The 16,974-nt window shown below is 59.5% G+C and carries 18 protein-coding genes; 8 read left to right on the plus strand and 10 right to left on the minus strand.

What is annotated here, in order from left to right; genetic code table 11:
- The first annotated feature begins 4 nt into the window (after nucleotides 1–4).
- On the plus strand, nucleotides 5–883 hold the full coding sequence (locus ACYZT5_RS28675) for a DMT family transporter (RefSeq protein ID WP_462048373.1): 879 nt from the start codon (nucleotides 5–7) through the stop codon (nucleotides 881–883).
- Nucleotides 884–889: 6 nt separating this feature from the next.
- On the opposite strand, the gene ACYZT5_RS28680 is transcribed toward ACYZT5_RS28675, so the two are convergent.
- Nucleotides 890–2,512 carry a methyl-accepting chemotaxis protein gene (locus ACYZT5_RS28680; protein ID WP_462048374.1) on the minus strand — a complete coding sequence of 541 codons (1,623 nt, stop codon included), beginning with the start codon at nucleotides 2,510–2,512 and terminating at the stop codon, nucleotides 890–892.
- Nucleotides 2,513–2,608: 96 nt separating this feature from the next.
- Nucleotides 2,609–3,946, minus strand: coding sequence for an MFS transporter (locus tag ACYZT5_RS28685; protein ID WP_462048375.1), 1,338 nt, complete (start codon nucleotides 3,944–3,946; stop codon nucleotides 2,609–2,611).
- A gap of 511 nt (nucleotides 3,947–4,457) precedes the next feature.
- On the opposite strand from ACYZT5_RS28685, the gene quiC reads away from it, so the two are divergent.
- Nucleotides 4,458–6,359: a 3-dehydroshikimate dehydratase QuiC gene (quiC, locus tag ACYZT5_RS28690; RefSeq protein WP_462048376.1), complete on the plus strand. Its 1,902-nt coding sequence runs from the start codon at nucleotides 4,458–4,460 to the stop codon at nucleotides 6,357–6,359.
- 102 nt (nucleotides 6,360–6,461) lie between these two features.
- The gene (locus ACYZT5_RS28695) at nucleotides 6,462–7,139 is read left to right on the plus strand and encodes a TetR/AcrR family transcriptional regulator (RefSeq protein WP_462048377.1); all 678 of its coding nucleotides are present in this window, start codon (nucleotides 6,462–6,464) and stop codon (nucleotides 7,137–7,139) included.
- Between the two features lie 36 nt (nucleotides 7,140–7,175).
- Here ACYZT5_RS28695 and ACYZT5_RS28700 read toward each other — a convergent pair whose 3' ends face one another.
- The 3 genes from ACYZT5_RS28700 to ACYZT5_RS28710 all read right to left on the minus strand — a co-directional run bounded on the left by ACYZT5_RS28700 (nucleotide 7,176) and on the right by ACYZT5_RS28710 (nucleotide 9,528).
- Nucleotides 7,176–8,030, minus strand: coding sequence for a shikimate dehydrogenase (locus ACYZT5_RS28700; protein ID WP_462048378.1), 855 nt, complete (start codon nucleotides 8,028–8,030; stop codon nucleotides 7,176–7,178).
- A gap of 5 nt (nucleotides 8,031–8,035) precedes the next feature.
- Nucleotides 8,036–8,476 (minus strand): type II 3-dehydroquinate dehydratase, encoded by a 441-nt coding sequence (gene aroQ / locus ACYZT5_RS28705; RefSeq protein ID WP_416129059.1) that lies wholly within the window; start codon nucleotides 8,474–8,476, stop codon nucleotides 8,036–8,038.
- Nucleotides 8,477–8,616: 140 nt separating this feature from the next.
- Nucleotides 8,617–9,528, minus strand: coding sequence for a LysR family transcriptional regulator (locus ACYZT5_RS28710; protein ID WP_462048379.1), 912 nt, complete (start codon nucleotides 9,526–9,528; stop codon nucleotides 8,617–8,619).
- 143 nt (nucleotides 9,529–9,671) lie between these two features.
- Here ACYZT5_RS28710 and ACYZT5_RS28715 point away from each other — a divergent pair, with 143 nt between their 5' ends.
- The 3 genes from ACYZT5_RS28715 to ACYZT5_RS28725 all read left to right on the plus strand — a co-directional run bounded on the left by ACYZT5_RS28715 (nucleotide 9,672) and on the right by ACYZT5_RS28725 (nucleotide 10,963).
- Nucleotides 9,672–9,878, plus strand: a complete 207-nt coding sequence (locus ACYZT5_RS28715) for a tautomerase family protein (RefSeq protein WP_462002807.1) — start codon at nucleotides 9,672–9,674, stop codon at nucleotides 9,876–9,878.
- Nucleotides 9,879–10,091: 213 nt separating this feature from the next.
- On the plus strand, nucleotides 10,092–10,520 hold the full coding sequence (locus ACYZT5_RS28720; protein ID WP_462048380.1) for a DUF4160 domain-containing protein: 429 nt from the start codon (nucleotides 10,092–10,094) through the stop codon (nucleotides 10,518–10,520).
- Entirely contained in the window at nucleotides 10,517–10,963 is a 447-nt protein-coding gene (locus tag ACYZT5_RS28725) for a DUF2442 domain-containing protein (RefSeq protein WP_462048381.1), read from the plus strand. The genes ACYZT5_RS28720 and ACYZT5_RS28725 overlap by 4 nt, the downstream gene beginning before the upstream one ends.
- A 54-nt stretch (nucleotides 10,964–11,017) precedes the next feature.
- Here ACYZT5_RS28725 and trmA read toward each other — a convergent pair whose 3' ends face one another.
- Together trmA and ACYZT5_RS28735 are read right to left on the minus strand one after the other, a co-directional pair.
- Nucleotides 11,018–12,097 (minus strand): tRNA (uridine(54)-C5)-methyltransferase TrmA, encoded by a 1,080-nt coding sequence (gene trmA / locus ACYZT5_RS28730; RefSeq protein ID WP_462048382.1) that lies wholly within the window; start codon nucleotides 12,095–12,097, stop codon nucleotides 11,018–11,020.
- On the minus strand, nucleotides 12,094–13,389 hold the full coding sequence (locus ACYZT5_RS28735) for an NCS2 family permease (RefSeq protein ID WP_462048383.1): 1,296 nt from the start codon (nucleotides 13,387–13,389) through the stop codon (nucleotides 12,094–12,096). Before ACYZT5_RS28735 ends, trmA begins: the two co-directional genes overlap by 4 nt.
- Nucleotides 13,390–13,603: 214 nt before the next feature.
- On the opposite strand from ACYZT5_RS28735, the gene ACYZT5_RS28740 reads away from it, so the two are divergent.
- Both ACYZT5_RS28740 and ACYZT5_RS28745 read left to right on the plus strand, forming a co-directional pair.
- Nucleotides 13,604–14,059 (plus strand): DUF4879 domain-containing protein, encoded by a 456-nt coding sequence (locus ACYZT5_RS28740; RefSeq protein ID WP_462048384.1) that lies wholly within the window; start codon nucleotides 13,604–13,606, stop codon nucleotides 14,057–14,059.
- Between the two features lie 66 nt (nucleotides 14,060–14,125).
- Entirely contained in the window at nucleotides 14,126–14,677 is a 552-nt protein-coding gene (locus tag ACYZT5_RS28745) for a DJ-1 family glyoxalase III (protein WP_462048385.1), read from the plus strand.
- A 6-nt stretch (nucleotides 14,678–14,683) separates the two neighbouring features.
- Here the strand turns inward: ACYZT5_RS28745 and ACYZT5_RS28750 are convergent, their stop codons facing one another.
- From ACYZT5_RS28750 to ACYZT5_RS28760, 3 genes are all read right to left on the minus strand, one after another.
- Nucleotides 14,684–14,971 carry a HigA family addiction module antitoxin gene (locus tag ACYZT5_RS28750; protein WP_462048386.1) on the minus strand — a complete coding sequence of 96 codons (288 nt, stop codon included), beginning with the start codon at nucleotides 14,969–14,971 and terminating at the stop codon, nucleotides 14,684–14,686.
- A 13-nt stretch (nucleotides 14,972–14,984) separates the two neighbouring features.
- On the minus strand, nucleotides 14,985–15,263 hold the full coding sequence (locus ACYZT5_RS28755; RefSeq protein WP_462048387.1) for a type II toxin-antitoxin system RelE/ParE family toxin: 279 nt from the start codon (nucleotides 15,261–15,263) through the stop codon (nucleotides 14,985–14,987).
- Nucleotides 15,264–15,347: 84 nt separating this feature from the next.
- Nucleotides 15,348–16,586 carry an MFS transporter gene (locus tag ACYZT5_RS28760; protein WP_462048388.1) on the minus strand — a complete coding sequence of 413 codons (1,239 nt, stop codon included), beginning with the start codon at nucleotides 16,584–16,586 and terminating at the stop codon, nucleotides 15,348–15,350.
- Nucleotides 16,587–16,974 lie beyond the last annotated feature (388 nt).

Consider the following 16,974-nt stretch of genomic DNA (forward strand, 5'->3'; position numbering starts at 1 on the left):
CCGAATGACCGTCAGCACTCCGCTCTCCGGCGTAAACCAACCCTTTAAAGGGATTCTGCTGATTGTCGTTGCAACCTTCCTGTTTTCCAGTCACGACGCCTTTTCGAAATACCTCTCAGGGTTCTACCCGATCGTCATGGTGGTCTGGGCCCGTTATCTGGTTCACACCTTACTGATGGCCGGGATTTTCCTGCCGCAATCCGGGCTGGGTGTCCTACGAACCAAACGGCCGTTACTTCAGCTGTTGCGGGCGTTGTGCCTGCTGGGCACCAGTCTGTTTTTCACCTCCGGCTTACAGTACATCCCATTGGCCGAAGCCACGGCGGTCAACTTCCTTGCGCCGGTTTTGGTGACGGCGCTGTCGGTGCCACTGCTGGGTGAACACGTCACTCGTGGCCAGTGGATTGCGGTGATGTGCGGATTCATCGGCGTATTGATCATCGTCCATCCCGGCGGGGAACTCTTTACCCCTGCGGTGTTGCTGCCGCTCTGCTCGGCGCTGTTTTTCTGCTTCTATCAGTTGCTCACCCGCAAGCTCAGCAACATCGACAGCCCGACCACCAGCAACTTCTTCGCCGGGCTGTGTAACACGCTGGTGATGAGCGCGCTGGTGCCATTCTTCTGGCAAGTACCCAGCCTGGGGCATGGATTTATGATGGTGGCGCTGGGCGCCTGCGGGATGACGGCGCACCTGTTTCTGACGCAAGCCTTCCGTCACGCCGCTCCGGCGCTGTTGGCGCCGTTCGGTTATTGCCAGATTGTCTTTGCCGGTTTGCTGGGCTGGTTGCTGTTTTCTCACACGCCGACGCTGACCACGGTGGTCGGGATCGCGGTGATTTGCTGCAGCGGGTTGGCGGCTGCGTGGCAGCAGAGTCGTCGGTGATGCCGGTCAGAACCTGAAGCGCACGACCAGGTTTTGCAGGCCTGCCGCCAGTTGCGATAACACCTCGCTGGTGGCGCGAGTCCGGGTCGAGGCGTCGGCGCTTTCAAGCGACAGGTCGCGAATGTTCAGCAGGTTGCGATCCACCTCCCGGGCCACCTGCGCCTGTTCTTCCGAGGCGCTGGCGATGACCAGATTCCGTTCATGGATCAGCTCCATCGCTTGGGTAATTTGCCCCAGTGCCAGGCCCGCCTGTTCGGCAATCGACAGGGTTTGGGCCACGCGCTGACTGTTGCCGTGCATCGACAGCACCACGCTGTCGGTATCGCCCTGAACCCGGCCGATCATCTGTTCGATTTCCCGGGTCGATTGCTGGGTACGATGGGCCAGTGCCCGGACTTCATCGGCGACCACCGCAAAACCGCGCCCGGCTTCACCGGCACGGGCAGCTTCAATAGCGGCATTGAGTGCCAACAGGTTGGTCTGTTCGGCGATGGAGCGGATCACGTCCAGCACCTTGCCGATTTCCCGGGATTGTTCGGCCAGGGTCTGAACCTGCTGCAATGCGATGCCGGCATCGGCGCTCATCGCCTGAATCGAATCCAGTGTTTCGATCACCCGCGCCTGACCCTCGCTCGCTTGCTGTGTGGACTGGCGCGTGCTGTCGGAGGTCGACACAGCATTGCGTGCGACTTCTTCCACCGCGACAGTCATCTCATTGACTGCCGTGGCGGCTTGCTCGATTTCATTGTGTTGCTGCTGCAGGCGACTGGAATCCTGCTGAGTGCTCTGGTTCATCTGCCCGGCGGCTGCGGCCAGTTGGGTCGACGTGGCGCTGATCAATTGCAGGGTTTCGCGCAGGCTGGTTTGCATGACCGACAAGGCGTTGAGCAAACGCGCTGTTTCATCGGCGCCGTGGCTCTGGATCGGTGTGCTCAGGTCTCCGGCGGCGACTTGCTCGGCCACCTTCACCGCCTGGCGGATCGGCACGACGATGCTGCGAATCAACAACCAGGCCAGGCACATGGTCAGGACCGAGACAGCAATAAGGGCCCCGATCACGGTGGTTTTAACCTGGCTGTAGAGTGAGTCGGCCTGCTGGGCCGACTGGCTGACTTCGTTGGCGGTGAGGGCCATCAGTTCGGCGAACTGGTCACCGGTCTGGGTCGAGTACTCCTGGATTTTACCATTGAGCAACGCCGTCATTTCTTCGCTGCGGTTTTCCCGCGACAGCGTTTCGTATTGCGCCAGCGCCTGGCGGTAAAGGGTGACAGTGGCGACGAATTTTTCGTACGGCCCCCGGTTGTAGTCGCCGACCAAAGGCGTGAATTTGTCCAGGCTCTGCTCAAGCCACCCTTGCACCTGGTGCAGACGAGCGAGGGTAGCGTCGAGCACCTTGGGCTCGCGGTTGAGCGCCATGCGCAGGCTGAGCACGCGAATACTCAGCACGTAATCGCGGATTTCACCCAGGTAGCGGGTGCTGGGCAGGGAGATATTTTCAGTGTGCTGGCCGGTGGCGCGCACTTCGGCGACCTGTTTGAGGGCGAACAATCCCTGCAACAAGACCAGCAGGGCAATGACCCCGAAGCTGATCACGGCGCGTTTGGCGATGCTCAGGTGACCTAGCGACATGGGTTGACCTCTGTGGAATCGAGAAAAAAACGTGAATGCACGAACGGCGGGCATAAAAAAACGCAGGCCTGAAATCAGGCCTGCGCCGAGGGAACATCAGACTGCTACGGTCGGAATCTTGCGCGGTGCCATGAAGTACATCCAGATCAGCGCGATGAAGTACATCGCCGGAATCATGGTGAACAGCACGGTGTAGTTGTTGTTGGTGACTGTCAGAATGTGGCCGACCAACTGGGTCATGAACATCCCGCCGATGGCCGCACACATGCCACCGAAGCCGAACACCGTACTCATCATGTGCTTGGGCGTGTAGTCCATCACCAGGCTCCAGATGTTCGCGGTCCAGGCCTGGTGCGCACCGATGGCCAGGGAGATGGCGAACACCGCGACCCACAGACTGCTCGAACCCGCCGCCATGATCACGCCGACGATGCAGCAGGCGAACAGGAACATGGACATCAGCCGAGCCTTGATCGGGTTGATCCCGCGGCCGATCAGGAACGAGGACAGGATCCCGCCGCCGACGCTGCCGAAATCGGCGGTGAGGTAGATGATGATCAGCGGGATTCCCATCTGGGTCACGTTGATCCCCAGGTTGTATTGCTGATTGAGGAACGGCGGCAGCCAGTAGAGGTAGAACCAGAACACCGGCGCGGTGATCGAGTAGGCCAGGGCGAAGGCCCAGGTGCCACGCATGCGCAGGATTTTCGAGAACGGCACGCGGGATTGTTCCGGTTCGACTTCTTTCTGGATGTAGTCCAGTTCTGATTGCTTAACGCTCGGGTGATCTTCCGGGTTGAAGTACTTCAAGCCCCAGAACACCAACCAGATCCCGCCCAGCGACGACATGCACAGGAACGCGGCCTGCCAGCCCCAGACGTGGAGGATCAGCGGCAACAACATGGGGGTGAACATCGCACCGACGTTGGTCCCGGCGTTGAAGATGCCGGTGGCCACGGCGCGTTCGCCGGCCGGGAACCACAGCCGCGTGGTTTTCACGCACGCCGGGTAGTTGGCGGCTTCAGTCAGACCCAGTATGAATCGGCAGACCATGAAGCCAACGGCCGAAGTGGCCAGGCCATGAGCGCCGGTCGCCAGGCTCCAGAGCAGCACGGCGAAGAAGAACACGCGCTTGACGCCGACCCGATCGATCAACCGGCCTTGCAGCACGAAACCGATGGCGTAGCCGACCTGGAACCAGAAGTTGATGTTGGCGTAGTCCATCGCCGTCCAGCTCATTTCCTTGGCGAGGATAGGCTGCATGACGCCGAGGGCGGCGCGGTCGATGTAGTTCAGGGTGGTGGCGAAGAACACCAGCGCCAGCATGCCCCAACGGGTTTTGCCGACCGCCATGGCGCCGCGGATCTTGTCGCCGATGCCGCCAGTGGCGACGCTCAGGGCCGGAGCCGAGTTAGAACTCTGAGAAGGAAACATGTTTGCCATCCGTTCAATGACTGACAAGCGAAGCTCGTCGGGACTTCAAGGGCGCGTGATCAATCGGCTGCGGTGTGCACGGGGGATTGATCGGCTGAGGTGGTTTCGTCCTGTGACGAAAACGTTTTATTCAGCGAGCGGCACGGTTCGGCCTGAGGCGCGAGACGTTCGGATGGACGCCGGGCAGGGCGTGTGAGGATTGGAGCGAGGGAGCAAGGCGTTGAATGAGCGCATGAGCGTGTACCCGTTTTTTGAAATTTTTATGTGGTGTTCTGGGTCTTTGGTAACCGGGTCCTGTTGTTTACGGCCAGACCCAATGTGGTGTTGATGTTGCGCAGTGGACGAAAAATCGTCAATTCGCTAATGGCCATTGTGTTCGATAATCGCACGCAAAACTAACTGGGTAGTACACTTTGAATTGCTCATTAAACATCCCGGCTCAATAATTCGCACATTCTTTTAAAAGCGGCGCAAATTCCCTGTAGCCGAAGCCTCCACCGGGAGTCGAAATATGCAGCGTTCCATTGCCACCGTGTCCTTGAGCGGTACCCTGCCGGAAAAACTCGAAGCCATCGCCGCCGCCGGTTTCGACGGGGTAGAGATTTTCGAGAACGACCTTCTCTACTACGACGGCAGCCCACGGGAAATTAAACAGATGTGTGCCGATCTCGGGATCGCCATCACGCTGTTTCAACCTTTCCGGGACTTCGAAGGTTGCCGCCGCGACCGCTTGCCGCGCAACCTGGAGCGGGCCGAGCGCAAGTTCGACCTGATGCAGGAGCTGGGTACGGACCTGGTGCTGGTGTGCAGCAACGCCTCGGCCGACTCCATCGGTGATGAACAAATCCTCATCGACGACTTGCGCCTGCTGGCCGAACACGCGGGTGCTCGTGGCCTGCGGATCGGCTACGAAGCGTTGGCCTGGGGCCGGCATGTGAACACTTATCAACAGGTGTGGAACATCGTTCGCCAGGCCGATCATGCGAGCCTTGGCGTGTTGCTGGACAGCTTTCACACGCTGTCGCTCAAGGGTGATCCGAGTGCTATCGCCGAGATTCCCGGCGACAAGATTTTCTTCGTACAAATGGCTGACGCACCCATTCTGGCCATGGACGTGCTGGAATGGAGCCGGCATTTCCGCTGTTTCCCGGGCCAGGGCGAATTCGATCTGCCGGGTTTCCTCGCGCCAATCATCAAGAGTGGTTACACCGGGCCGTTGTCGCTTGAGATCTTCAACGACGGCTTCCGCGCCGCGCCCCCACGGGCCAATGCCGCCGATGGTTTGCGCTCGTTGCTGTACCTGGAAGAGAAAACCCGCGAACGTCTGGCGCAGGAAGCCAAGCCACCGGCCACTATCGACATTCTGTTCGAGACGCCCAAGGCCAGCGAGTACAACGGCATCGAGTTTCTTGAATTCGCAGTGGATGAAAGCCTTGGCGCCAAGCTCTCCCATTGGCTGGAGCGACTGGGTTTCGTCAAGGCAGGGCAACATCGCTCCAAGAGCGTCAGCCTGCTGCGTCAGGGCGATATCAACTTGATCCTTAACTCCGAACCCTATTCCTTCGCCCACAGTTTTTTCGAGTCACACGGCCCATCGCTGTGCGCCACCGCCGTGCGGGTCAAGGACAGCGCCAGTGCGCTGGCGCGGGCCGTGGCCTATAAAGGTCAGCCGTATCGCGGGCTGGTTGGCCCCAATGAACTGGAACTGGCCGCGGTGCGCGCACCGGATGGCAGTCTGATTTATCTGGTGGATCAGGATGCCGACGTCTACGGCACTGACTTCAACCTGCAACCCTCCGCCGTGGCCAGCGGCGGCCTCAAGCGCATTGACCACATGGCGATAGCGTTGCCGGCCGACAGCCTCGACAGTTGGGTGCTGTTCTATAAAAGCCTGCTGGATTTCGAGGCCGACGATGAAGTGGTGCTTCCCGATCCGTATGGCTTGGTGAAGAGCCGGGCGCTGCGCAGCCGGGACAGTTCCATCCGCTTGCCACTGAACATTTCCGAAAACCGCAACACCGCGATCTCACATGCGCTGTCGAGTTATCGCGGCTCCGGTGTGCATCACATCGCCTTTGATTGCGACGACATCTTTGCCGAAGTCAGCCGGGCCAAAGAGGCGGGTGTACCGTTGTTGGATATCCCGCTCAATTACTACGATGACCTCGCCGCGCGGTTCGATTTCGACGACGAGTTCCTCAGTGAGTTGGCGTACTTCAACGTTCTTTATGACCGTGATGCACAGGGCGGCGAGCTGTTCCATGTGTACACCGAGCCGTTCGAAGGGCGGTTCTTCTTTGAAATCATTCAGCGCAAAAATGGCTACGTCGGTTACGGTGCGGCCAACGTAGCGGTGCGCCTGGCGGCCATGGCCAAGTCTCGAAGTGGTGCCGTACGTCAGGCAAAGTTGTAGGAAAATCGTAAGCACGGATACAAACCGCCGCCGCGCGGCTTCCTTCACTGTGCGGCGCGGCCCATAATCGCCAGCCTGTGCAGTGATGGCCGTGAGCCCGCAATGACAATAATTTCAGAACTCTCCCCAGCGCCCGACGAACCCATGGCCGAGCCCCGCAAGAGTCGCAAGAACAACCCGGAAAAGACCCGCGAGAACATCCTTCAAGAAGCCATTGTCGAGTTCGTCCAGCAGGGGCTTTCCGGCGCTCGCGTCGATGCGATCGCCGAGCGCATCCACACCTCCAAACGCATGATCTATTACTACTTCGGCAGTAAGGAACAGCTCTACGTCGAGGTGCTGGAGAAACTCTACGGCGATATCCGCAACACCGAAAACCGTCTGCACCTGACCGAACTGGCGCCGGTGGAAGCGATTCGTCGGCTGGTTGAATTCACGTTCGACCACCATGATCGCAACGTCGACTTTGTGCGGATTGTCAGCATCGAGAACATTCACAACGCTGAATACGTGAAACGTTCGGATGCGATCAAGGCGATGAACAACACCGTTCTCGATTCACTGGGCGTGATTTTGCGTCGCGGTGCTGAGGAAGGCGTGTTTCGCGCGGGACTTGAGCCGTTGGATGTGCACCTGCTGATCAGCTCGTTCTGCTTCTATCGCGTGTCGAACCGCCATACCTTCGGTGAGATTTTTCAGATCGACTTGCCGGACGAAAACATCAAGCAGCGTCATCGCGAAATGATTTGCGAGTCGGTTTTACGGTACCTGCAGGCCTGATGTGGGGTGAGGGGGTTGCCCCCTCGCCACATCCGTTCAGCCATTCATGCTCTGAAAATGCTCGAGCATCCGCTGCGCATCCGGCACCACGCCGCTGAACAATTCAAACGCCTTCACCGCCTGAAACACTGCCATGTTGCCGCCGTCCAGCGTTCGGCAACCCAGCGCGCGGGCGTTGCGCAGCAGTTCGGTTTCCAGCGGGAAGTAAACAATCTCCGCCACCCACAATTCACCTCGAAGCAGTTCCACCGGCACTGGCATGCCCGGCAGTTTTTTCATGCCCATGGGGGTGGTGTTCACCAGACCATCAGCCTGGGCCAGGGTGCTCGGCAAATCATGACCTGCCACGGCCCGGCCAGCACCGAAATGCTGATTGAGGTTGTTCGCCAGCGACTGAGCGCGGCTGATCTCCACATCGAAAATGCTCAGCTGCTGTACGCCTTCGCTCAATAGTGCGTGGGCCACTGCCGCGCCGGCGCCACCGGCACCCATTTGTACGACGCGCTCAAGGGCAACGCCCTTCAAGCCACGACGAAAACCCTCGGCGAACCCCAGGCAATCGGTGTTGTGGCCGATGCGTTTGCCGTCTTTCAGCACGACCGTGTTCACCGCCCCAATGCCTCGGGCTTCCGGTGACAGTTCGTCGAGCAGCGGGATGATCGTCTGCTTGCACGGGAAGGTGATGTTCAGGCCGGTGAAGTTCATGCGTTCGGCGGCCATCAACAGGTCGGACAGGGCGCCGCTGTCGAGTTTCAACTGATCCAGATCGATCAGGCGATAGAGGTAACGCAAACCCTGTGCATCGCCTTCATGCTCGTGCAGCGCCGGGGTGCGAGAAGCCTGGATGCCGGCGCCGATCAGTCCGGCCAATACCGCGTTGTTCTGAGTCACGGCCTTCACCCCTTCAAACGTTGGCTGAAATGCTCCAGCGCCAGGCGATAGCCATGGCTGCCGAAACCGGCCATCACCGCCGTGGCGATGGCGGAGACAAAGGAGTGATGGCGGAATGGCTCGCGGGCATGAACGTTGGACAGGTGGACTTCGATCACCGGCAATTCGCTGGCGACCAACGCATCGCGGATCGCGACCGAGGTATGGGTCCAGGCAGCCGGGTTGATGACGATCCCGGCGCAACGGCCGCGGGCGGCGTGAATCCAGTCGAGCAATTCACCTTCATGGTTGGTCTGGCGAAACTCCACCGCCAGGCCGAACTCCTCGGCGGCACGTCCGCACAAGGCCGAGATGTCTGCCAGGGTTTCGTGGCCGTAAGTCGCCGGTTCACGGGTGCCGAGCAGGTTCAGATTCGGGCCGTTGAGCACCAGAATGATAGGGGACATCGGGGTCTCTCCACTTATTATTTTTGGCATTGGCTGAGGGTTTCAGCCTGTGGAGATAAATTGTACTAGATGGTTAATTTGGTCAATTGAAGAGGCGATGTCTCCGGTTTTTGTGTGCGGTGATCGGACGGTTTCGGTTTTCAGCGAGGCAGATGCTCAACCAGAAAATCGATGAACGCCCTTAACCGCAGCGGCATATGGCGACTTTGCGGGTAGAGCAGCGTGAACGGCCGCGAGCGCCCGCCATAAGGCTTGAGCACTTCCACCAGCGAGCCGTCGGCCAGTTCGTTTTCGACAATGAAGCGATACGTCTGAAACAACCCGGCTCCATGTTTTGCCAGGGTCACGCCCCCCAGCACATCGTCGGAACAACTGAGGTTGCCCTCGGCCAGAATCTCCCGCGGCTCGCCATTGTCGTTGAACAACCAGGCAATGCGTCGGCCGCTGCTGGGCAGTTCGTACTGAATGCATTCGTGCTGCTGAAGGTCATCCAGGGTGTGCGGGACGCCGGCACGTTTCAGGTAATCGGGACTGGCAATCATCACCAGTGCCGCATCCTCCAGGTGCCGGGCGATCAGGCCGGAATCCGGAATCGCCCGCACGCGGATCGCCATGTCATAGCCCTCGCCGACAAAATCGATATTGCGATTGCTGATGTGCGACTCGACCTTCACCGCGGGAAAGCGTGCCCGAAAAGCCGGTAGCAATGGCAGGATTCGGTGATGGGCATAGGTGGTGGGAATGCTGATGCGCAAGGTACCGGAAGGCTGTTGCTGCTGGCCCATGACTTCGCGCTGGGCCTCGACCAGTTGCGCCAGCGCCTGGCGGCATTCCTCGTAGTACCGCCGACCACTGTCGGTCAGTTTGACGCTGCGGGTGGTGCGGGCGAACAACCGCACGCCCAGGCGCTCTTCCATGCGCGACACCGAGCGGCTCACGGCTGCCGGCGTCACGCCAGCCACCAGCGCGGCGGCGGTAAAGCTGCCAGCCTCGGCGGCCAGACAAAACAGTTCGATGCTGCCCAGTTGAAGATCGTCGAATTGTCGCTGCATGATTGATTACACCGGGGATCAAATGAAGTGCTGGATTTCGCCACTGTAGATGAAATCTCCGAAGCGGTGCTTTACTTGACCAGCGCCGATTTCATCACCGGCAAGTGGTCAGTCTTTTTTAATCACCGGACAGGAGAAACGTCATGCCTTTCGTCAGCGTACGTATTACCCGTGACGGCGTGACCCGGGAGCAGAAAGCCCAGGTCATCGCCGAAATCACCGACACCTTGCAGCGAGTCCTCGGCAAGCCACCGGAGCTGACCCACATCGTGATTGAGGAGGTCGACACGGATAATTGGGGTTATGCCGGAATGACCACGACCGAGTATCGAAAAAATCAGCCAGGGTGAGTGTGTAGAAAACCGGAAAGCCGTCCTCGTGACGGCTTTTTTGTGGATGCGGTGAAAGGATTGCTTACCAATTTGCGCCGTTAACCACCGGCCCGACGAGGGCCTGAGCGCTAGGCTCAATGGCGGATGGATGATCGAATGCTCACCGCCAGTTGTCGGGTTTTCCAAGGAATGTCGAGTTTTCGGGCTCATTAACCTAACGGATGGGTTAGCATGAAAGTATGCAGCTACAAAGGGTTTTCAATGGTGATTATGTTGCGCGACGAACATTGTCCGCCTCATGCGCATGTAGATGCAGGTACCTGGAGTGCACGATTCAAGTTCAGCTTCTGGCACAACGGCGTCGAGCTTTGGGATGTTGTCCCGCACTCGCGCAGGCCACCACTGGCGGTGCTGGAGGGCTTGCGTCAGACGCTCAGGCAACCTGCCCATTTACGGCGTGCTCGCGACATTTGGTGGAGCAAATTGCAGACGGCCTGTCTCGACCATCAGCTATGGGATTGGCAGACCAGTGAAGTCGTTGTGATGAAGCGGATCACCAGTACCACCTACATGATTGACTCGGCTTGTTATGAGCCTCGGGAGAACAAAACCCTATTGACCCTGATCGGGGCATTGGAGGGTGTGGAGATCGAACTATGAAAGCAATCAAGGCAAAAATGGTGGCAGATCGGCCCGTGACCGATGCGGTTCTGGATGACGCGATCGAGCGGGGCAACTTGCGACGCAACAGCGGTTTGCAGGCGACGGCGGTGGTGTTTCTGGAACCGTGTCTGACAGTCAGCTTCGGCGATGGTAGTGGCGTGCTGCTTCCAGTGAGGCACTACGCGGAATTCGATGGATTCGAGGCCGAAGATTTCGCCAGCCTGAAAATCGGTTTTTCAGGGACCGCCCTGTGCCATGAGGGCAAGGATCTGCAGATGTCTATCGCCGGTATGATTTCGACGAGCAAACCGCTGATGGACATGGCTGCCTCTGTAGTCGCCTCGCGCAATGGTCGCCGGAGCAGCGCTGCCAAGGCTGAGGCCGCGCGGGCTAACGGTCGTAGAGGCGGGCGTCCGCGCAAGGTTGATGTCGTTCTTTGAACATCCACAAAAAAGCCGTCGTGATGACGGCTGATTTGTATGAGATCGCAGCAATTACCGGCGAGTCAACAACACCCCGGATTCCATGTGATGGGTCCACGGAAACTGGTCGAACATTGCGCATCGGGTGATGCGGTGGGTGTCGTGCAATTGGGTGATGTTGGCCGCCAGGGTTTCCGGGTTGCAGGAAATATAGAGGATGTTGTCGAAGCGACGGGTCAGTTCGCAGGTGTCCGGGTCCATACCGGCGCGAGGCGGATCGACGAAGACACTACCGAATTCGTAGCTCTTCAGATCGATGCCGTGCAGACGACGGAACGGACGAACTTCGTTCAGGGCTTCGGTCAGCTCTTCGGCGGACAAACGCACCAACGTGACGTTATCCACAGCGTTTTCGCTCAGATTGCTCAACGCTGCGTTAACCGAGGCCTTGCTGATTTCGGTGGCCAGCACTTTGCGCACGCGCGTCGCGAGCGGCAAGGTGAAGTTGCCGTTGCCGCAATACAGCTCCAGCAAATCGTCGGAGCGATCACCGAGTGAGTCGTAAGCCCAGTTGAGCATCTTCTGGTTCACGGTGCCGTTGGGCTGGGTGAACGCGCCTTCCGGCTGGCGGTAGCTGAAGATGCGACCGCCGACGTCCATCTGCTCGACCACGTAATCGTGACCGATCACTTCGCGTTTGCCCTTGGAACGGCCGATGATGCTGACGTTCAGGTCGGCGGCCAGTTTCGAGGCCGCCGCGTGCCAGTGCTCATCCAGCGGGCGGTGATAGCACAGCGTGATCATCGCATCGCCAGCCAGCGTGGTCAGGAACTCCACCTGAAACAGTTTGTGGCTCAGGGCCGCACTCGCTTGCCACGCCGCCTTCAGCTGCGGCATCAACTCATTGATACGCGTGCTGGCGATCGGGAACGCTTCGATCAGGATCGGTGTGCGTTTATCTTCCTGGGAAAACATCGCGTAGTGACGCTCGCCGGCTTCGCGCCACAAGCGGAACTCGGCGCGCAGGCGGAAATTTTGCAGCGGCGAGTCGAACACTGCAGGTTCTGGCGCACCGAACGGGGCCAGCAGGTCACGCAGGCGCGTGACCTTTTCTTCGAGCTGAACGGCGTAAGCCTGGGAATCAAAAGTCATGCGTTGAACCAACCCAACTTGATCACGAACAGAATCGACAGAATCACCAGCGCCGAGTTGAGCTCACGGGCGCGGCCGGACAGCAACTTGATCGCGGTCCAGGAGATGAAACCGAAGGCGATGCCGTTGGCGATGGAATAAGTGAACGGCATGGCCAGGGCGGTGACCACGACCGGTGCGGCGACGGTGATGTCGTCCCAGTCTATTTCGGCCAGGCCGGATGTCATCAGTACCGCGACGAACAGCAGTGCAGGCGCGGTAGCAAAGGCTGGAATGCTGGCCGCCAATGGCGAGAAAAACAGCGCCAACAGGAACAGAATCGCCACGACAACGGCGGTCAGGCCGGTGCGGCCACCGGCACTCACGCCGGCTGCGGATTCGATGTAACTGGTGGTGGTCGAGGTGCCCAGCAGCGAACCGGCCATGGCCGCGGTACTGTCTGCGATCAGGGCGCGACCCATTTTCGGCATATGGCCGTCCTTGCCCATCAGGCCGGCGCGCTTGGCGACGCCGATCAGGGTGCCGGAGTTGTCGAACAGATCGACGAATAGGAAGGCGAAAATGACGCTGACCAGCCCGATGTCCAGGGCACCTTTGATGTCCAGTTGCAGGAACGTCGGGGCCAGGGACGGCGGCATCGACATCACGCCGCCAAACGGGGTGAAGCCCATCGCGATCGAAACGATGGTCACCGCCAGAATGCCGATCAGTACCGCACCGCGCACTTTAAGCGCTTCAAGTGCCACGATCAGGGCAAAGCCGAGGGTCGCGAGGATCGGGGCCGGTTGTTTCAAATCGCCGAGGCCGACCATGGTTGCCGGGTTGCTCACCACGATGCCGGCGTTATGCAGGGCGATCAGGGCCAGGAACAGGCCGATACCGGCGGCAATCGCCGAGCGCAGCGGCAGCGGGATGCTGTTGATGATCCATTCGCGGATTCGGAAGATCGACAGCAGGAAAAACAGCACCGCCGAGATGAACACCGCCCCCAGCGCCACTTGCCAGGTATGGCCCATGTGCAGGACCACGGTGTAGGTAAAGAAGGCGTTCAGGCCCATGCCCGGCGCGAGGGCGATCGGGTAGTTGGCGATCAGGCCCATCACCGTGGAGCCGATGGCGGCTGCCAGGCACGTGGCGACGAACACCGCGCCCTTGTCCATGCCGGTCTCGCCGAGGATGCTCGGGTTGACGAACAGAATGTAGGCCATGGCCAAAAAGGTCGTGACGCCCGCCAGAATCTCGGTCCGCACGTTGGTGTTGTGTGCCTTGAGTTGAAACAGCCTTTCCAGCATGTCTGCTCCCCGTGGCGCGCCCGGCGCCGTGAATGTATCGACCTCAACAGCAAAGCACAGACCGCTAATGGCGCCCTGGTATTTTCTGTGGGTCGGAAAAAGCCGCGCATCATACCAGCAGCGTGGGGCTATGGCTGCTTATGGCTGCGATCGTCGTCGATGTTTTGCGCTAAAGCCAACTGCGCCATACTGCGTGCTGGTTTTGGGGGTACTTATGTATTGCATGAATAAACGTCTGATTGCCGTATTCGGAGTGTCGATCGCCTTGTTCCTGGGGGCACACACCGCCTCGGCTGCAGCGGCGCCGCCGTTGAGTCAGGTGAAGGTAGTCAAGGTCGAGTCGCCGAGCTGTGGCTTCGAAGACATTGCGCAGGGTCAAGAGCAAACCCGCTGCAATCACAGCGGACCGAACATCAGGATCTACGTGCTGGAAGTCGGTTACGGCCGTGGGGCACATGTCGGGCTGGATGGTTTTGACGTGAACGGCACCCGAACCCCGGTCTGTGCTTTTGATAATGGCAACCTGACCGAGTGCACCGTCGGGAGAAAAACCGTCGGCTATTTGTATGTCTTCGATCTGGCCGGCAAGCAGGAAGGCACATTCACCTTCAGCAACACGTCGATCAACGCGCCAGGCAATACGCTGTCGACGCAGCTTTACATCAAGTAACGGCGGGTTCGAACAAGGGGCAGGAAAGCTGACTACGCTTTAAAGATCATCCTGTGGACTGCGCCCATGACCTTTAGAGCTCTGATTACCCTCGCCGAGGGCATCGATGACCTGCAATCAGTGACCCTGATTGATGTGTTGCGCCGCGCCAAGGTTGAACTGGTGGTGGCCAGCATCGAGCGGCGGCGCATGCTCACCTGCGCGCGCGGCACTCGAGTGACGTCCGATGCGATGCTGGTGGACGTGCTGGCCCAGCCGTTCGACCTGATCGTCCTGCCCGGCGGTGCCGTGGGGGCGCAACATCTGGCGGCGCATCAACCCCTGCAACAATTGCTCAAGGATCAGGCGGCGGCCGGGCGTCTTTTCGCCGGTATCGCCGAAGCCCCGGCGCTGGCGCTGCAAGCCTTTGGCGTACTGCGTCAGCGGCGCATGACCTGCCTGCCATCGGCCAGCCATCAACTGCTGGGGTGCAACTTCGTCGATCAGCCGGTGGTGGTCGATGGCAACTGCATCACCGCGCAGGGTTCAGGGGCGGTGTTGCAGTTCGCCCTGACGCTGGTGGAACAACTCTGCGGTAAGGCCACGCGAGCGGCGGTGGCGGGGGAGTTGGTGGTTTAGAAAGTGTCAGGCGTGGACGGCAATGAGTTCGATGACCGGTTGCTCACGCTGCTCCGCTTGCCAGAGATCGTAGTCGGTCTGAACGCCCAGCCACATTCTGGCCTTACCGATTCCAGCCCGCTCCAGGCGTACCGCCAAATCAGGACTGATCGGCGCGTGGCCATGCAGTACTCGCGATAGATGCGGGCGCGCAAATCGCAGGTGCCTTGCCAGTTCAGTGACGCTGATGCCAAGTTCAGGCAATACATCCATCAAAAGGGTTTCGCCAGGGTGTGGCGGGTTGTGCATGGGCATGTCCTGCCTCCTGTCAGTGGTAGTCCAGATAGTCGACCAGTTCGATATCTGAACCGATAAAACGAAAAATAACTCGCCAGTTCCCCGAAACGCTCAGTGACCAGTATTCGGTCAGCTCTCCCCTGAGTGGGTGTAATCGCCATCCCGGAAGGTCTAGGTCGCCAGGTAGCGTTGCGCGGTCCATGAACTGAAGCATTCGAGACAGGCGCTTCGCATGGTCTGCGCGGATCCCACGAGTCGAACCTGTTTCATAGAAGCCACGAAGGCCTTTGTGCTGAAAGGATTTGATCATGGGGCAAGTGTAAGGCGATACATTACACCTGATGCACTATCTATGTATTGCACCTGCTCGGCAAATTTGTGATCGGCAACTGCTTCAAGCCTTCACTGCTTCCACCGGCACATGCATGCGGTCGCGGTTGGCCAGGGTCGGGAACAGTTTGATCCACGCCCCAGTCACCACCAATGTGCCGATACCGCCCATGACCACCGCTGGCACGGTACCGAACCAATGGGCGGTCAAGCCGGATTCGAATTCACCCAACTGATTCGAAGCGCCGATGAACAAGCCGTTCACGGCACTGACCCGGCCGCGCATTTCATCCGGGGTTTCCAGTTGCACGAAGGAGGCGCGGATCACCATGCTGATCATGTCCGCCGCGCCCAATACCACCAACACCGCCAGGGAAAACCAGAACGAGGTCGACAGGCCGAACGCGATCGTCGCGACGCCAAATATACCCACAGCAGTGAACATGACCCGTCCGACGTTGTGTTCCACGGCAAATCTCGCCAGGTACAACGACATCAGCAGCGCACCGACTGCCGGAGCTGAACGCAGCAGGCCCAAGCCCCAAGGGCCGGTCAGCAGGATGTCCTTGGCGAACACCGGCAGTAACGCCGTCGCACCACCGAGCAGGACGGCAAACAGATCCAGGGAAATCGCCCCGAGAATGTCCGGACGACTACGAATGAAGCGAATGCCCGCCAGCAACGAATCCAGGGTTGCCTTGCCCTTGTTCAACGGTGTCTGCCGTGCAGGCAGGTTGAGCATCAGCAAGCAGGCGATGATGTAGAGGATTACGGTCGGGCCATAGACCCAGACGCTGCCGAAGGCGTAAAGCAAACCACCCAATGCCGGGGCGACGATGGTTGCTGATTGCTGTGCCGATTGTGCGGCGGCGACGGCGCGGGGAAACAGTGCGCTGGGCACGATGCTCGGCAACAAGGCCTGAGTGGTCGGCATCTCGAAGGAGCGCGCGGCACCGAGCAGGAACGCGAGGATGAAAATCATCTCCCGGGTGACGTGGTCGGTCGCGCTGCCAATGGCCAGCGACAGGGCGATCAACGCCTGCACGGACTGACAGATTGCCGCGACCTTGCGTCGGTCATAGCGGTCGGCGACATGCCCGGTGTGCAGCATGAACAGCACTCGCGGGGCGAACTCCACCAGACCGACCAAGCCCAGATCGAGCACATTGCCGGTCAGTTGGTAGAGGTTCCAGCCAATGGCCACCGTGAGCATCTGAAAACCGCTGGCGGTAAACACCCGAGCCAGCCAGAACGCGATAAATGGGCGGTGATGACGTAACAGCAAGGGCGCTTGGCTGGGCATCTGAGGGCAGGTCTTGAGCGAGGGGAGGGTCGAGATTATCACCAAGCTGTAACTAAAAGTTGCAGGGTCGGGAAATTTCGTTAGCTAGACACCGATCTGGGGTCCTATACCTTGTAGCAGCTGCCGAAGGCTGCGTTCGACTGCGAAGCAGTCGTGAAATCAGGCGCGTTGGGTGTGTCAGGTAACCAGCGCCAGTCGGATTTGCGACTGCTGCGTCCGAACGCGGCCCGAACCGAACGCAGCCTTCGGCCGCTGCAGGGCAGCCGGCGACGGTATGAGGCAACCTGTCACGCGGCAAAAGACCACACCGTCCATCGTCAAAAATGGGACTACTCTTTTAACGGTGCTTGATCCAGATCAAGACCGTTCGTGGAAATGATCCGGAGGC

This window comes from Pseudomonas sp. LB3P14, assembly GCF_054898045.1.

What these genes read in the sequence shown, in the direction of transcription:
- ACYZT5_RS28675 (WP_462048373.1), top strand. Translation starts at nt 5, where the DNA reads ATGACCGTCAGCACTCCGCTCTCCGGCGTAAACCAACCCTTTAAAGGG.
- ACYZT5_RS28680 (WP_462048374.1), bottom strand. Translation starts at nt 2,512, where the DNA reads ATGTCGCTAGGTCACCTGAGCATCGCCAAACGCGCCGTGATCAGCTTC.
- ACYZT5_RS28685 (WP_462048375.1), bottom strand. Translation starts at nt 3,946, where the DNA reads ATGTTTCCTTCTCAGAGTTCTAACTCGGCTCCGGCCCTGAGCGTCGCC.
- quiC (WP_462048376.1), top strand. Translation starts at nt 4,458, where the DNA reads ATGCAGCGTTCCATTGCCACCGTGTCCTTGAGCGGTACCCTGCCGGAA.
- ACYZT5_RS28695 (WP_462048377.1), top strand. Translation starts at nt 6,462, where the DNA reads ATGACAATAATTTCAGAACTCTCCCCAGCGCCCGACGAACCCATGGCC.
- aroQ (WP_416129059.1), bottom strand. Translation starts at nt 8,476, where the DNA reads ATGTCCCCTATCATTCTGGTGCTCAACGGCCCGAATCTGAACCTGCTC.
- ACYZT5_RS28710 (WP_462048379.1), bottom strand. Translation starts at nt 9,528, where the DNA reads ATGCAGCGACAATTCGACGATCTTCAACTGGGCAGCATCGAACTGTTT.
- ACYZT5_RS28715 (WP_462002807.1), top strand. Translation starts at nt 9,672, where the DNA reads ATGCCTTTCGTCAGCGTACGTATTACCCGTGACGGCGTGACCCGGGAG.
- ACYZT5_RS28720 (WP_462048380.1), top strand. Translation starts at nt 10,092, where the DNA reads ATGAAAGTATGCAGCTACAAAGGGTTTTCAATGGTGATTATGTTGCGC.
- ACYZT5_RS28725 (WP_462048381.1), top strand. Translation starts at nt 10,517, where the DNA reads ATGAAAGCAATCAAGGCAAAAATGGTGGCAGATCGGCCCGTGACCGAT.
- trmA (WP_462048382.1), bottom strand. Translation starts at nt 12,097, where the DNA reads ATGACTTTTGATTCCCAGGCTTACGCCGTTCAGCTCGAAGAAAAGGTC.
- ACYZT5_RS28735 (WP_462048383.1), bottom strand. Translation starts at nt 13,389, where the DNA reads ATGCTGGAAAGGCTGTTTCAACTCAAGGCACACAACACCAACGTGCGG.
- ACYZT5_RS28740 (WP_462048384.1), top strand. Translation starts at nt 13,604, where the DNA reads ATGTATTGCATGAATAAACGTCTGATTGCCGTATTCGGAGTGTCGATC.
- ACYZT5_RS28745 (WP_462048385.1), top strand. Translation starts at nt 14,126, where the DNA reads ATGACCTTTAGAGCTCTGATTACCCTCGCCGAGGGCATCGATGACCTG.
- ACYZT5_RS28750 (WP_462048386.1), bottom strand. Translation starts at nt 14,971, where the DNA reads ATGCCCATGCACAACCCGCCACACCCTGGCGAAACCCTTTTGATGGAT.
- ACYZT5_RS28755 (WP_462048387.1), bottom strand. Translation starts at nt 15,263, where the DNA reads ATGATCAAATCCTTTCAGCACAAAGGCCTTCGTGGCTTCTATGAAACA.
- ACYZT5_RS28760 (WP_462048388.1), bottom strand. Translation starts at nt 16,586, where the DNA reads ATGCCCAGCCAAGCGCCCTTGCTGTTACGTCATCACCGCCCATTTATC.